The 15097-nt window shown below is 43.2% G+C and carries 18 protein-coding genes; all 18 read right to left on the reverse strand.

The window, feature by feature from the left end; genetic code table 11:
- Window position 1: 1 nt before the first annotated feature.
- The gene (locus tag D9X91_RS08865) at window positions 2-886 is read right to left on the reverse strand and encodes a MinD/ParA family protein (protein WP_121680252.1); all 885 of its coding nucleotides are present in this window, start codon (window positions 884-886) and stop codon (window positions 2-4) included.
- On the reverse strand, window positions 883-2019 hold the full coding sequence (flhF, locus tag D9X91_RS08870) for a flagellar biosynthesis protein FlhF (protein WP_121680253.1): 1137 nt from the start codon (window positions 2017-2019) through the stop codon (window positions 883-885). Before flhF ends, D9X91_RS08865 begins: the two co-directional genes overlap by 4 nt.
- Window positions 2016-4052: a flagellar biosynthesis protein FlhA gene (gene flhA / locus D9X91_RS08875; protein ID WP_121680254.1), complete on the reverse strand. Its 2037-nt coding sequence runs from the start codon at window positions 4050-4052 to the stop codon at window positions 2016-2018. The genes flhF and flhA overlap by 4 nt, the downstream gene beginning before the upstream one ends.
- Before the next feature lie 36 nt (window positions 4053-4088).
- Window positions 4089-5171 carry a flagellar biosynthesis protein FlhB gene (flhB, locus tag D9X91_RS08880; RefSeq protein WP_121680255.1) on the reverse strand — a complete coding sequence of 361 codons (1083 nt, stop codon included), beginning with the start codon at window positions 5169-5171 and terminating at the stop codon, window positions 4089-4091.
- Window positions 5168-5944: a flagellar biosynthetic protein FliR gene (gene fliR, locus D9X91_RS08885; RefSeq protein WP_121680256.1), complete on the reverse strand. Its 777-nt coding sequence runs from the start codon at window positions 5942-5944 to the stop codon at window positions 5168-5170. The genes flhB and fliR overlap by 4 nt, the downstream gene beginning before the upstream one ends.
- A gap of 4 nt (window positions 5945-5948) precedes the next feature.
- Window positions 5949-6218, reverse strand: coding sequence for a flagellar biosynthesis protein FliQ (fliQ, locus tag D9X91_RS08890; RefSeq protein ID WP_121680257.1), 270 nt, complete (start codon window positions 6216-6218; stop codon window positions 5949-5951).
- A gap of 22 nt (window positions 6219-6240) precedes the next feature.
- Entirely contained in the window at window positions 6241-6906 is a 666-nt protein-coding gene (gene fliP / locus D9X91_RS08895; RefSeq protein ID WP_121680258.1) for a flagellar type III secretion system pore protein FliP, read from the reverse strand.
- The gene (locus D9X91_RS08900) at window positions 6899-7567 is read right to left on the reverse strand and encodes a flagellar biosynthetic protein FliO (protein WP_121680259.1); all 669 of its coding nucleotides are present in this window, start codon (window positions 7565-7567) and stop codon (window positions 6899-6901) included. The genes fliP and D9X91_RS08900 overlap by 8 nt, the downstream gene beginning before the upstream one ends.
- 28 nt (window positions 7568-7595) lie before the next feature.
- Window positions 7596-7958, reverse strand: coding sequence for a response regulator (locus D9X91_RS08905; RefSeq protein WP_121680260.1), 363 nt, complete (start codon window positions 7956-7958; stop codon window positions 7596-7598).
- 22 nt (window positions 7959-7980) lie between these two features.
- Window positions 7981-9174 carry a flagellar motor switch phosphatase FliY gene (gene fliY / locus D9X91_RS08910; RefSeq protein ID WP_121680261.1) on the reverse strand — a complete coding sequence of 398 codons (1194 nt, stop codon included), beginning with the start codon at window positions 9172-9174 and terminating at the stop codon, window positions 7981-7983.
- Window positions 9164-10162: a flagellar motor switch protein FliM gene (gene fliM, locus D9X91_RS08915; RefSeq protein WP_121680262.1), complete on the reverse strand. Its 999-nt coding sequence runs from the start codon at window positions 10160-10162 to the stop codon at window positions 9164-9166. Before fliM ends, fliY begins: the two co-directional genes overlap by 11 nt.
- 44 nt (window positions 10163-10206) lie before the next feature.
- Window positions 10207-10632, reverse strand: a complete 426-nt coding sequence (gene fliL / locus D9X91_RS08920; protein WP_121680263.1) for a flagellar basal body-associated protein FliL — start codon at window positions 10630-10632, stop codon at window positions 10207-10209.
- Window positions 10622-10843 (reverse strand): flagellar FlbD family protein, encoded by a 222-nt coding sequence (locus D9X91_RS08925; RefSeq protein WP_121680264.1) that lies wholly within the window; start codon window positions 10841-10843, stop codon window positions 10622-10624. Before D9X91_RS08925 ends, fliL begins: the two co-directional genes overlap by 11 nt.
- A gap of 48 nt (window positions 10844-10891) precedes the next feature.
- Window positions 10892-12097 (reverse strand): flagellar hook protein FlgE, encoded by a 1206-nt coding sequence (locus D9X91_RS08930; protein WP_121680265.1) that lies wholly within the window; start codon window positions 12095-12097, stop codon window positions 10892-10894.
- A gap of 74 nt (window positions 12098-12171) precedes the next feature.
- Window positions 12172-12567: a TIGR02530 family flagellar biosynthesis protein gene (locus D9X91_RS08935; RefSeq protein WP_121680266.1), complete on the reverse strand. Its 396-nt coding sequence runs from the start codon at window positions 12565-12567 to the stop codon at window positions 12172-12174.
- A 14-nt stretch (window positions 12568-12581) separates the two neighbouring features.
- Window positions 12582-13217, reverse strand: coding sequence for a flagellar hook assembly protein FlgD (gene flgD / locus D9X91_RS08940; protein ID WP_121680267.1), 636 nt, complete (start codon window positions 13215-13217; stop codon window positions 12582-12584).
- A gap of 9 nt (window positions 13218-13226) precedes the next feature.
- A complete protein-coding gene (locus D9X91_RS08945) occupies window positions 13227-14468 on the reverse strand; it encodes a flagellar hook-length control protein FliK (protein ID WP_121680268.1) in 1242 nt (413 codons plus the stop codon).
- 32 nt (window positions 14469-14500) lie between these two features.
- The gene (locus D9X91_RS08950) at window positions 14501-15097 is read right to left on the reverse strand and encodes a MotE family protein (protein WP_121680269.1); all 597 of its coding nucleotides are present in this window, start codon (window positions 15095-15097) and stop codon (window positions 14501-14503) included.

A 15097-nucleotide genomic window follows, 5' to 3' on the forward strand; every position in this document is an offset into this window, starting at 1 on the left:
CCTACCTTTCAATCCAAAGATTTCGAAGTCTTGATAGAAAGCTTGTCTTTGTCATTGTCATCACTCTTGAATCCTCTTCGGATAGAAAATTCCGAACGACTGTTTCAAGGGACAACGAGACAGGTGCTTTTGGAAATCCCAGTGAGAATGGCTGTTGTTTCAAGACGCTTTTTTTGACATGAGGGTCTTCAGGGAGCATCCCTAATGCACTGATTTCAATATTTAGAAATTTATTTGAAGCTGTCTTCAGTCGCTGCATAGTCTCCTTTCCTTCACTTTCACTTTCTGCACGGTTGCAAATGACGGAGAACTTCCGAGTGGAGTTGGGATCTTTTAGCGTAATGAACTTTATCATCGAGTAAGCATCTGTGATGGAGGTGGGTTCAGGCGTCGAGATGACGATGATGTCGTCCACCGATAGTAAAAAATGAAGAGAGACGCTGGTGGCTCCTGCCCCCATATCAAAAAGAATATAGTCAAAATCGCTTTCCAGCGCCTCTAAACCGAACAGCAGCCTGGAAATGTAATCCTCACTCATTTCAAATATTTGTGACAGTCCATTTCCACCAGCTATATACGAAAGGTTTGTAGAAACCGGGACAATGACGTCATTGATCGCAAGGTTCTTGTCCTCCAAATAATCGACGATGCTTTTTTCAGCAGCTGTTCCTAGGAGCAGATGAATGTTAGCCATACCAATATCGAAATCAATGAGTAAAACCTTGTATCCCTTACTTGCAAGTGATAATGAAAAATTCACGGAAATATTGGACTTGCCGACACCGCCTTTTCCGCTCACGATGGCAGAGGTTTTGGCCTTGCTGCTGCTTTTGGCGGTTTGCTGCTCCTGCATTTTTTGACGGAGTCTTTCTGCTTGATCACTCATAGGCCCATACCTTCCAATAAGTAATCAACCACACGGGTTGAAGATGCTTCTTCGATGTCATCAGGGACATCCTGACCTATCGTTAAATAGGCTGCACCGATCCGATGCTTGAGGATCAAGTTGTAGATCATTCCATAACTTGCTGTTTCATCCCGCTTCGTAAATATGAACCGATGAATGCCGACGCGTTTGAATTGCTGGATAACGTTCTCCAGATCGGATTCCCTCGAGGTCAATGAAAGTACGAGGAAGGTTTCCATTTCAGCATCGAAATCAATGACTTGTTGAAGCTCATTGACATATTTCTCTTCCCGATAATTACGCCCTGCCGTATCGATGAAAATAAGATCATAATCCTTGAAAGAATCTACTGCATGTTTGAAATCTTCTAATTTATATACCACTTCAACTGGCACATTCAAAAGGCTGGCGTAGGTTTTCAGTTGATCGATCGCAGCGATGCGATAAGTATCCGTCGTGATGAATGCCACCTTTTTTTTCTGATTAATGACGGCTTCAGCTGCTATCTTTGCAAGAGTGGTCGTTTTCCCAACACCTGTTGGCCCAACAATATTAATGAATTTTTTTTGAAATGAAATGCCTCCAAAATGGACATTGGAAATTTTCTTCAATAACTCAGCCTTGCACCACCGTATGATGTCCTGTTTCCCAACATCTTCTTTCGTATTCCTCCATTTCTCAGCCAGTGCTTGACCTATATCCGATATGGTTTGGGTACCTATATCCTGTAAAATCAGCTGCTGAATGACTTCATTTACCTGATTTGGATATTGAGCTGAATCAGGAAGCGCTTGGATGGACAAATTGGAAATCATCCTTTTAAGCTCTACCATTTCTTTTTCCATTTGCTCATTCCGTTGTGGAGCGGATGAGTTTCTTGAAATCTCTTTTTCTACCAAAATTTGAGGTTTTTCCTTCACGATCTGTGCCGGTTGAGATTGATTCGAATCAATCGCAGCAATCACTTCAATATTCTTTTTTTTGAAAAGGCCAAGAATCCCACCTGTATAAATGAGTTTGGAGTTTAAAATGACGGCATCTTCCCCAAGCTCGCCTTTTACTTTCTGCATCGCTTCCGTCATGGATGGAGCGACATATTTCTTTACCTTCATGCTACATTCACCACCCCGACACTTTGTACTTCAATATTCGCTTCCAATTCATTATAGGATAAAACTGGCATTTGAGGGAAATATCTTTCGGTCATTTGTCTTACATACATCCGGACGGCAGGCGAGCATAGCAAGATTGGCGCCTGTTCGACAAGCGACAACTGCTCCACTTGATTCGCTATTGCCTCCAGGATTTGCTGTGAATCATTAGGATCGATGGAAAGATAATTGCCATGTTCCGTTTGCTGCACACCTTCTGCGATCATCTTTTCGATTTTCCCTGAGAGAGTGATGACCTTCAATTGCGATCCATCGACTGCATATTGAGATGTAATTTGCCTTGCCAAAGACTGCCTTACATATTCCGTCAACAAATCAGTATCAGAGCTCATTTTTCCGAAATCGGCCAACGTTTCAAAAATGATGGGCAAATTGCGGATCGAGACACTTTCCCTTAAAAGCTTCGCCAATACTTTTTGTACTTCACCGACAGTTAACGGTGTTGGGGTGACCTCTTCCACCAAGATCGGATAAGTTTCCTTTAGATGATCAACAAGCTGTTTGGTTTCCTGTCTTCCAAGGAGCTCATGAGCATTCGTCCTGATTGTTTCTGTGATGTGCGTGGAAACGACGGAAGGCGGATCGACGACGGTATAGCCAAAGATTTCAGCCTGCTCTTTTTGATCCTCTGTAATCCACTTGGCAGGAAGACCAAATGAAGGTTCAATCGTATCGATTCCTTCGATGGATTCATCATCCCCGCCGGGACTCATGGCAAGGTAATGATCAAGCAGAAGCTCACCTCGCGCCATTTCATTTCCCTTGATCTTCAAACGATATTCGTTTGGCTGGAGCTGGATATTGTCACGGATGCGGACGACCGGTATGACTAGGCCCAGCTCGAGAGCCAGCTGCCTCCTTATCATGACGATCCTATCAAGCAAGTCCCCTCCTTGATTGGCATCCGCCAATGGAATCAAGCCATATCCAAATTCAAATTCAATCGGATCGACATTCAATAAATTCACAACGCTCTCGGGACTTTTCATTTCATCGGTTTCCATTTCCTCTTCCTGATCGAGCAGTTCATTCGGATCTTGTTCAGGAACCCTGGAAAGCATATACCCCCCAATGCCCAACGCAGCTGCAATCGGTATAGTAAGCAAATCATTGATCGGTGTCGCAATCCCCAAAAGGAAAATGGTCCCTCCAGCAATATAGAGCATTTTAGGATAAGCCAGCAGCTGTGATACGATATCCTGCCCAAGGTTTCCATCCGAAGCAGCCCTTGTCACGACGATACCTGTCGCAGTCGAAATGAGCAGTGCAGGTATTTGGCTGACAATCCCGTCACCAACCGTCAACAGCGAATACTTCGTGGCTGCGTCTGCAATACCGAGCCCCTTTTGCGTCATTCCGATAATGATTCCAAAGATCAAATTGATTAAGACGATAATGATTCCGGCGATGGCGTCACCTTTAACAAACTTACTTGCACCATCCATCGCCCCGTAAAAGTCGGCTTCCCTGCCGACTTTTTCACGGCGTTCCCTTGCATCATGCTCTGAAATCATGCCAGCATTCAAATCGGCATCGATGCTCATTTGCTTCCCAGGCATGGCATCCAAAGTGAACCTTGCCGCAACTTCTGAAACACGCTCCGAACCTTTTGTAATGACGACGAATTGGATGATGATCAAGATCAAGAAGACCACCAGGCCGACCAAAACATTTCCACCAACAACGAACGTTCCGAACGTTTCGACAACGCCGCCTGCTTCCCCTCTGCTCAAAATAGACCTCGTTGTCGAAACATTCAGTCCAAGCCGAAATAATGTAAGCAGGAGCAATAAGGAAGGAAAAATGGAAAATTGCAATGGCTCCTGCATATTCATCGATGTTAGCAGGACTAAAAGTGCGAGAGATATATTGATGATGATGAACACACTTAACATCCAGGCCGGAAGCGGGATGATCAACATGGCTACGATCAGGATGACACTGAGCAGGACGGAAATATCTCTTGCTGACATACTGGTTCTCTCCTTACTTATCAAACAACTGGGTTGCTAGATTTTGTTTCTAATTCGGTATACATATGCTAATATTTCTGCGATTGCCTTGAAGAATTCTTCCGGGACCACTTGGCCAATTTCAGCCTGGTCATAAAGCGCCCTCGCAAGCGGCCGGTTTTCAACGGTAACGACTTCATTCTCCTTCGCAATCAACTTGATTTTCTGGGCCATGAAATCAACGCCTTTCGCTACCACGAAAGGGGCGTCCATTTTGTTCTCATCATATTTGAGGGCAATGGCAAAATGCGTCGGATTCGTGATGACCACATCTGCATCTGGAACCTCTTGCATCATCCTGCGCATCGCCATTTCTCTTTGACGCTGTTTGATCCGTGATTTGATCATCGGATCGCCTTCTGTATTTTTGTGCTCATCTTTAATATCCTGTTTGGACATCCGAATACTTTTTTCAAAATCATATTTTTGATACAAATAATCAAGAATGGACAAAAACAATAGGGCAATCGAAGCAGCAATACCCATTTGAATGGCCAGGCTCCCCATCGTTTTCAATATATCCCCGATGGATTTGTATGAAAGCCCCAACACTTCATCGATCCTCAGCCAAAGGACAACAAAGGTAACGATCCCGACGAAGGAAATCTTTAGAACTGATTTCAGAAGCTCAACGATCGCCCTCATCGAAAAAATCCGCTTAAACCCTTTAATGGGATCGATCTTTTCGAGTTTTGGGGTCAGCGGCTCTGTCGTGAACATGACGCCGACTTGTACATAATTGGCCACCAATCCTGCAATCAAGGCAATAAGCATGATCGGTCCCAATAGAATGGCAAGTTCCTTCATGACTTGCATCATGATGACTTTTACATTTTCCTCGGTCAAATCCATCAGCATGTATTTCTCGAATGAATGAGTAAATAATCGGTAGACACTTTTACCTATTAAGGACGAGCCGAATAATAAAAATGAGAAAACGGCAAGCATGATGACAGCGGTGCTTACGTCCTGGCTTTTCGCCGTTTGGCCTTTCTTCTTTGCATCTTCCCTCTTTTTAGGGGTCGCCTTTTCTGTCTTCTCACCGGCAAAATATTGCAAATCCAGCTTAATCCATGTCATGATGTACCACCTACGATCTTCATGACCGTCCTCATCGTATCGAACATGGTTGAAAAGATCCCCTCCACTACAGACATCATCACGCCTAAAACGATGGTCAATACGATGAAGCTAACACCGATTTTGATCGGAAAACCCACAACAAATACATTCAATTGGGGAACCGTCCTCGCAACAATCCCCAGTGCTGCATCTACCAGGAACAGACAAGCAACGACCGGAATGGCCATTTGAAAGGCAATGACGAACATCGAACTGAACGATCGGATGATAAACTCAATCAAGTTTGCATTTCCCCATGGAATCCAATGATCAATGGGGATGAATTGATAGCTGTAATAAATTCCGTCCAAGATCAAATGATGTCCATTCACAGTTAGGAGCAGAAGTAGAGCAAATGTATATAAATATTGGCCCATCAAAGGGCTTTGTGCGCCCGTCTGTGGATCGATCACATTTGCGATCGCAAAGCCCATCTGGAAATCAATGAATCCCCCGGCTATTTGCACCGCCGACATGATCATATAAGCGACGAAGCCGATCATGAGTCCGACCATTGCTTCCTTCAAGATAAGCAAAAAATATTCACCGTTGATTTCGAATGGCTCTGCATCAATGGAATAATACATGATCCAAGCCAGCAAAAAAGCTAACCCGATACGGTGCCTGGCCGGTATGGTCCGGTAAGAAAATAATGGCATCGTGACAAAAAATGTCGACACCCTGACAAATACCAATAAAAAAACGGAAAGTTTCGGAAGCAAGTCCTCCATGCATTCAACCTACAAACCGGTTCAAGTTCGAGAATATATCGGTTGCAAAAGATAATAGATGACTTAGCATCCAGGGTCCGAAGAACACGATTCCGACCAACACCGCTACGATCTTTGGAATGAAGGCCAAAGTCTGCTCCTGGATCTGAGTCGTAGCCTGAAAAATACTCACAGCCAAACCGACCACCAAAGCAAGTAGCAATAATGGACCTGTAATGATTAATGTTGTATAAATGCCTTTTTCCGCAATGGAAATGACCATTTCTTCACTCATACTGCTTCACCTACTTACATAATTAAAAGCTTTGTAACAATGATTTGACCACCAAATACCAGCCATCCACCAAAACGAATAAAAGTATTTTAAAGGGCAGTGAGATCATGACCGGCGGAAGCATCATCATCCCCATGGACATTAATACACTTGCAACGACCATATCAATGACCAAAAAAGGGATGAATATCATGAAGCCGATTTGAAAGGCCGTCTTGATCTCGCTGATCGCAAAAGCCGGGACCAGTGTAGTCAATGGGATATCATGTATCGTCTTAGGCTGATCCGCCTTTGAATATGATAAAAATAATTGCAGATCCTTTTGCCTTGTATGGGCACTCATGAAATCTTTGAAGGGATCAGCCGCTTTCTCATAAGCCTGTTCAAGATTGATCTTCCCATCAAACAATGGTGTCAATGCCTGATCATTCACTTGGCTGAACGTCGGTGCCATGATAAAAAATGTCAAAAATAATGAAAGTCCCACCAATACTTGATTTGGCGGCATTTGCTGAGTGGCAAGCGACGTCCTGACAAATGAAAGGACAATGATGATCCTTGTAAAGCAGGTCATCAGGATCAAGATGCTCGGAGCCAGGGATAACACCGTCAATAGAAGCAAAAGCTTGACTGAAACAGCGACATTATCGGGAGCGCTTGTGTTGAAATACTGCATAAATTCATTCATGTGGATCTTGCTCCTTTTTCTCCAGCTCATTCATGATTTTTTTCCTGCCGCCTTTGAAATCTTGAAGCTGATCTGTAAGCATTTTTTTAAACGATGAATTCGGTGTTTGGACGGCATCCTTCTTTTTGTCTTTTCCATTCAATAGCTTTGATAAAAAATCAACAGGCTGTATTTGTGATTCAGTGTCATCCTTGAAATGGTTCAGTATTTCCGAGAATTCATCCTGATTATCGATGTCTTTCAACAATTGGATGTTTTCGCCAACTCCCAAAATGAGGATCCTATTGTTCACCTTGACCAATTGTATCGAACGATTTCCTCCCAGCGGTGTACCGCCAAGATTCTCAATTAGCCTTGAATGCTGATAAGATCGGCTTCTCTTGTTAATGAATTTAAGCAGGCCATATAGGAGCGCCAAGACAAACAGCAAGGCAAATATCATCTTGATGATATCCCATGCACTAATGAATGGCTTTGAGGATGGATCCGAAGCTCCGCTCTTTTCAGGGGCGGCTGAACCATCCTGGCAGTTCTTTTGTTTGATACAATCCTTTACTGTTTCTTCCCCATTAAGGCCGTCTGCATGGGCAGTTGTGATCTCCACATGCAGAACGAAAAATACGATTAGAAAACTTGCAACAATCTTTGTCCATTTAGACAATGTATGGCACCTTCTTTAATGTGACTATTTATGCGAGTGTTTTTTGAATGGCTTCGATAACACGGTCTGCTTGGAATGGTTTCACGATGAAATCTTTTGCGCCTGCTTGAATGGCGTCTATGACCATGGCTTGCTGGCCCATTGCCGAGCACATGATGATCTTCGCGCCTCCATCAAGTTTTTTGATTTCCTTCAATGCCGTAATACCATCCATTTCAGGCATTGTGATATCCATTGTTACGAGATCTGGCTTAAGTTCTTTATATTTCTCCACAGCCTGTGCTCCATCAGCTGCCTCTGCCACGACCTCAAATCCGTTTTTTGATAAAATATCTTTGATCATCATCCGCATGAATGCTGCATCATCTACAATTAAAATTCTTTTTCCCATTACAATAACCTCCGTCTGCTCTTTACTTTAATTTTTTTATTCTGTCAGATTGACTGACGATATCCGTTATCCGCACCCCAAAATTCTCATCAATGACCACGACTTCCCCTTTCGCAATCAAACGACTGTTCACGAGAATGTCGACCGGTTCACCTGCCAGCTTGTCAAGCTCAATGATAGAGCCTGATGTAAGCTCCAAAATGTCCTTGACCGACTTGTTCGTCCTACCGAGTTCTACGGTTACATGCAATGGAATATCCATCAGCATGTCCAGATTCTTCGGTTCATGGCTTTGCACCGGTGAAGCATCAAAATTTGAAAACATCGCCGGCTGGACATTCGCTTGCTGCGTCCCTCCATATCCTCCAAAATGCTGTGGTCCAGTAGGCTGCTGATGGTTGACAGCTGCACCTGCATAGGCCATTTCATTTTGCCGCTCATGGATTTCAGGCGCATGGGCGGTTGGTGTTTCCTCCTGAATCGGAGCCTCAGGTGGAGAAAATTCTTCAGGTGATGCAGCAGGAGCTGGATTCATCAACTCATGAACAAGATCCTTGGCGAACTCCAGCTGAAGCAGCTGCATGATGCTGGAATCGATTAAACTTCCGATTTTCAGTCTGAAGGATATTTTTACTAGAAGCGACTGTTTCGGAATGGCATCCGTTCCTTCGCCTTGTTGGACATTTAACAAATCAATCGTCGGTGGTGAGATATCCACTTTCTTGCTGAACACCGTTGACATCGATGTAGCAGCAGATCCCATCATTTGATTCATCGCTTCCTGGACCGCGCTGAGCTGGATCTCTCCCATGTGGTCCTCCGGATTCGTCCCATCACCTCCGAGCATCAAATCTGCGATGATCGATGCGTCCGATTGCTTGATGACCAAAAGGTTCGTACCCGAAAAGCCTTCTGTGTATTCCACTTCAATAGCTACGTATGGATGCGGAAATTCCTCTGTTAATTTATTTCGGTCAATAATGGATACTGCAGGTGTTGTGATCTCAACCTTTTGATTCAACAAAGTTGATAGTGCAGTTGCAGAGCTCCCAAATGAAATGTTTCCAATTTCACCGAGTGCATCCTGTTCCATCGATGATAAGTATTCTTCTACAATTAGATCTGAGCTGGTATCCTTTGTCTCTTCTTCAGGCTCTGAAGTTCCGCGAAGGAGTGCATCAATTTCATCTTGCGAAAGCATATCGTCACTCATCATCTTCAACTCCCCCCTTCAAGGTATCTAATATCTGTACGGCTAATTTTTTGTTCAACTTACCAGGCTGTGCAATGAATTTGGGGCTCTCCCCGACCTTTATGATGAGCGGATCATCTATTTTTTGCTTCAGCTCGATCACATCATCGATATCGAGCATCAGAAAATCTTCGATGGTAATCTGAGAATCTCCCAAATGTGCGATCAAGGGGACTTCTGCATGCTTGATTCTTTCTTCCAATCTATTGAATTCCTCTGGTTCACGGTCTTTCTTTTGGTTTTGCATCCAGTAATGAACAGATAGCTTTGGTATGATCGGCTCAAGAACGACATGCGGGATACAGATATTAATCATGCCGCTTGTCTCTCCAACGGTCGTATTCATCGAAATCACAACGACTGTTTCATTAGGGGATACCATTTGTAGAAATTGTGGATTCACTTCAAATTCCGATAGAACCGGTTCAATATCAGTGACATTCCCCCAGGCATCCCTGTAATTTTCAAAAGCTTTTTCAAATAAATTAGTCATGATTTTCGTTTCGATTTCAGTTAAATTATCGACTTTGTTGACGCTGGATCCTTTTCCTCCCATCACACGGTCTATCATTGCGTATGCGATGTTCGGGTTGACTTCCATCAAGATTCGACCATCCAGCGGCGGAACTTCGAAAACATTTAAGATCGTCATTTTCGGAATGGAACGAATGAATTCTTCATATGGGATTTGGTCTGCCGTCGCCACCGAAATTTGCACAAAGTTTCTTAGTTGAGCCGAGAACATGGTTGTCAGCAGCCTCGCGAAGTTTTCATGGATCCTTGTCAAACTTCTGATCTGATCTTTTGAAAAACGAAGCGCCCTCTTAAAATCGTAAACTTTTACTTTACGCTCTTCTTCCTCTTTCTTTAAATCGTCCGCATTCATCTCCCCTGTCGACAACGCTGACAGCAATGCATCGATTTCATTCTGTGATAAGACTTCCCCCGCCATACTGCTCACCTCCTTATGTTAATAAATGAACTGTACATGTTTCTTCATTGGATGATATAGGAGGTGATATAGACCTTATCCACTTTTCCATCCTGCATCAAGGCATTTGTCCTCGATTTTATTACTTCTTCTAGCTTTTCTTTTCCTTTTTTTCCATCCAAATCTTTTGCACTCATTTCAGAAAGTTCTTCTATTAAAATATTTTTCACTTGAAAATCCCGCTTCTCCAGTTCATCCTTAGCATCTTTACTATCAGTCTGGGCCTTCAGTGAAAGTTTTACATATTGATCATCTTTCAGATTTGTTGTGATTTCTGGAATATCGACAGACATGGCAATTATGTCGTCGATGGAAGGCTTTTTGTTTGGATCATCATTCGCCGTCTTCATGATCACGACAACAGCGATCGCTCCTACTAATGTGATGGAAACAAGTATTATCAACATAATTGAGAGTGGTTTATTCTTCATCCTGTTTTCCCTCCAAATCAAATTTCCCCAGGAGATTAATCGACTGGTAAAACTGGAGGATGAACTCTCTCACCTGTTCCACCGATTCTTTCACAACGAATTTCTTCCCATTTGTCAGCGTAATTGTCGTGTCAGGAAAAGCTTCGACTGTTTCTATATAAAGTGCATTCAACATAAATGATTTTCCGTTTAGCCTGGATACCTTAATCACGATATGTATCAGGACCGGAATATCCCGGTCCCGTTCCCCCCTTTGCGACTAGCGTTTTAAGTTTACAAGCTCCTGAAGGATTTCATCCGAAGTCGTGATGATGCGTGTATTAGCCTGGAAACCACGCTGTGCCACGATCATCTCGGTAAATTCCTCCGAAAGGTCGACGTTGGACATTTCCAATGAACCAGAAGCAATGCTGCCTCTTCCCTCACCAGGGACGTTAATATTGGCAGTTCCGGAGTTGATTGATTCCTGGAACGTATTATTTCCTGTCTTGGAAAGTCCAGAAGGATTGCTGAATTTCGCGAGTGCCAACACACCAAGTGTTTTAACAAGTCCATTGGAGTAAACACCGTTGATTTCACCGCCAGCACCAATATTGAAGCTTTCCAATGAACCTTCCAGGTTCCCGTCAGGGTTTACGAGTGCTGCAATGGAATCAGTGCTTCCTTCTGTTAAATTACTAAAATCAAAGGCCACGCCATCTTTGCCATCTGTCATTCCCAAATCTGATGCCAAATTGATGGTATCTGATGTCGTATATTTTTCATTCGCAGCATCATAGGTTACAGTGTAATCCTTGGAAACTGGAGCTGTCCCCTCATTGTTCGTAACCGTAATTGTCCAATTAGATCCGGAAGGTTTGAATTGGACATCAAGGGTGTGCTCTTCTCCTTTTGTGTCTACGACTTTGATTTGTTGGACTGCGCCAGCAGTATCGGATGTAAATGTGGAATTTGGCAGTTTAGGCAGGGTTCCTTCAATATCCACCTTCGTTGTGGATACTGCCGGCAATGCTGCGTTTACATTCACTTTAATATCCTTTAACACACCTTTACTATATTGCTGCACCTTTAATCCATCCGCATTGACAAGCGTTCCGTTATCATCAAGATAAAAGTTCCCAGCCCTTGTATAAAAATTTGCGTTGCCTTGCTTGACGACAAAGTAGCCATCACCGTTGATCGCCAAGTCGAGCGGGCGGCCGGTCGTCTGCAAACTGGCTTGTGTCGTGATTGTATCGACCGTTGCAAGCGTCCCGCCTAATCCAACCTGCATTGGATTTTTCCCTCCACGGTTGTTTTGAGCCGCACTCGCACCTGATATCGTTTGATTCATCGTATCTTTGAATGTCACACGACCTTTTTTGAAGCCATACGTATTTACATTGGCAATGTTGTTCCCGATTACGTCAAGCTTCGTTTGAAAGTTTTTCATTCCACTGATTCCAGAGTACATTGATCGAAGCATTATTTTGATCTCCTTTCGTCGTCAAGCTGCTTCTGTCATTCCACAGCTTGCAGGCTTCCTTTTTAAGGTCCAGCCTATTCGTCTATTAAAATCGTTCCATTGATATTCGTGAAAATTTGAGATTGTGCTTCCTGCCTGCTCATTGCTGTAATGACCGTCCGATTTTTTGCGCTGACGATCAATGCGGCGTTCGGTAATATAACGAGCGAGTCTGTTACTCCTTTTTCCCTTGCTTCCTGCACTTTATAAGTGATCTGCTTCCACTGATTCGCAGCCAATTCAATCCCTCTCATTTTCAGCCTTTGACTTGCATGTTTGCTGATGGACAATTGGGATTCGTTTGATGCAATGGCTTTTTGGAGTTGCTGCTGGAATAGTCCGCTTTGAACACTCTTATGGAGTTGCTTTGGTGTATGAATATGCGACGCAACGGGCTGTGATGGAGCATGATGAATATAATTTCGATCCATACAACCACTCCTTATTATTCGATACTAGTAATTTTTTTTGCTTCTATTTGCTTGCCGTCTTCTGAAGTGAACATCAATTTTCCATCTTTTAGCGATACTGATTTCACCATGGCCGAAACCATTTGTTCTCCATCCAGATAGCTTATGTTTTTGCCAATTAAATAGCTTGCCTGTATTAACGGGTTTTCCTGGGAAGAAGTATCGGTAACTTCTGATACGTTCGCAGGACTTAAAACGGTACCGTCATCCAAAATAAGATCGACAGTATCCTCTTTGAATTGAATTGATTTCACCTTTCCGGTTCCTTCTGTAACGATCGGATCCGCATTTGGATCAGCGGATTCTTGCAGCTTATGCCAATGGACCTGTTTCCCGACAAATTGATTGAACTGCATCAGTTGGCTCTGCTGCTCCGTTTGGACAAATTTCTCCAGCGATTGATTCATATTCGTCATTTGCTCAAGGCTTGAAAATGTTGCCATTTGGGCAATGAAATCCTTATCTTGCAGGGGATTTGTCGGATCTTGATTTTGCAGCTGTGTCATCAAGATCTTCATGAAATCGTCTTTTCCTAAAACATCATTCCCGGTTTTTTTTGCATTATTTTGATAGCTGCTCAACATAAGGTTGGAGTTGATAGAATTTGTCATACATTTCACCTAATTCGTTGTATTGGTTAGTAATTCACTTAATTCCTCCGCAAACCCCATCTCTTCCGGATCGTTAATCGCATGCCCGTTCTGTTCATCCTTCGGCTGCTCCTGCTGAGAGGACTGCTGCTGATTCTGACGGTCAAACCTTTGGGATTCGTTCGCACTTGTCATGATTTCTACTTTATCAACGTTGATATTTTGCTGGTGGAATGCGGCTTTCAAATGGGATAAGTTATTTTCAAGTAAATCCTTTGCCGAGCTGGTGGATGCGAGCATCGTTGCCGTCATTTTCCCATCCTGCTGAAGCAATTCGATTCTCAATGAACCTAAATGTTCTGGATATAGCTTGATCAACAGCTTATTTCCATTCGGCAATTGAGTCAGCTGCGATTTCGATAGGATGTCACTGAACTGCTTGACAAACGAATCGAAGCTTGGCGTCTTGGAATCCTTGCCGGCAAAGATGACAAACTGTTCAATCTTCGACATATTCGGCTGAAAGGAAGTGTCCATCCTCCCCTCCGTTTTCACCGCAGTCTGCTTTTGCGAAACGTTCGATGCATCCTTTAATGTCCCTGTTGCCATCATTTGTGCAAACGAACTTTTCAACACGCTCTTCGCATCTGTTTTTTGTGGATTTGCCAATATAGTTGTCATCGTGTTTTTAATTTTGTTGATCCCCTCTTTTGCATCAACCAGTTTCTTAATGCCATCAATGTTTAAATCCTTTGATGCACTCAACGATTCGAAGACCTTTGCCGCCTTTAAGACATTTGCCAAACTCTGCGGCGGCAGCTGTTTAAATGACGCTTTCGGCAGATTGGATATTTGCTGCAAAAGTACAAGGAGCATTTGGATTGGGTCCTCGTTTCCCTCAGCTTTTGTATCTGCTTTGTTGTTGGCACCCTTTAATTGAGAGGTTTTCCCGAACAATTCCTTTATGCTCTTTAACAAACCTTCCTTTGTTAAACCCAAGGCAGTACTAATTTCCGACAAAGTCATGTCTTTTTTATCCGCTTCAGGATCAGCTTGTGGTAATGACGCTGACGGCTGATTTAAAAATACAAGCAGCTTCTCCAAGTCCTCCAAGTTGATCCCTTCCTGTTGAGGCTCCTGGCCGCCATTTACATGTTGATTTAGGGCTCCCAGAATGTTCCTAAAACCACTTCCAACCTTTACATCTCCAGTAGGACCGCCATTTGCAGCTCTGTTTGGAGAGGTTGAAAGCATCAATCCTGCTACATTCATCGTGTCACCTCCTTTCAAATGTGCGCCAAAGATTAATTCGCTTGAATGGCTGTGAGCTTCTCTGTATATTTTGCAGCTTGATCGGGAGGCATCTTAGCCAAAATCTGTGCCAATGATTCATTGCTGATTTTTGAGAGGAGTTTCACTGCATCCTCTTCCTTCATTTTTTCGATGATTGGAGCAGCACTCTTCGGCGACATGCTTTCGTATGTGCTGACGATTTCCTTGTATGCCTTTTTATTGTCGGCTTGCACTTGCTTCAGTTCATCAATTTCATCATTCAACCGCTGCTGTTCAAGCACAAGTTTCTCTTTTTCAGAATCCTGGGAGTCGATTTGATTTTGAAGCTGGGAAATTTTCGCTTCTTTATCTTTGATCTCCGCTTCTAATCCAACTACCTTGTTTTCATATGCTTTGATATCATTTTGCTGATCATTTGGCATCATCTTTGAGATGAATGGAATTTTCTGACCGATTTCCATTCCTTTTTCAAATACATTTATTCCTGAAACCGTCATGACGATCAAGGCAACTGCAATGGCAAAAAGGATTGGGATGACAACGATCAAGAGGAATTTTTGAAATCGTCCGCTTCCATTCTGAATTTCTCTTTCAGCTGTTTTCCCCAT

The sequence above is a fragment of the Falsibacillus albus genome (assembly GCF_003668575.1).
GTDB classification, from domain to species: Bacteria; Bacillota; Bacilli; order Bacillales; family DSM-25281; genus Falsibacillus; species Falsibacillus albus.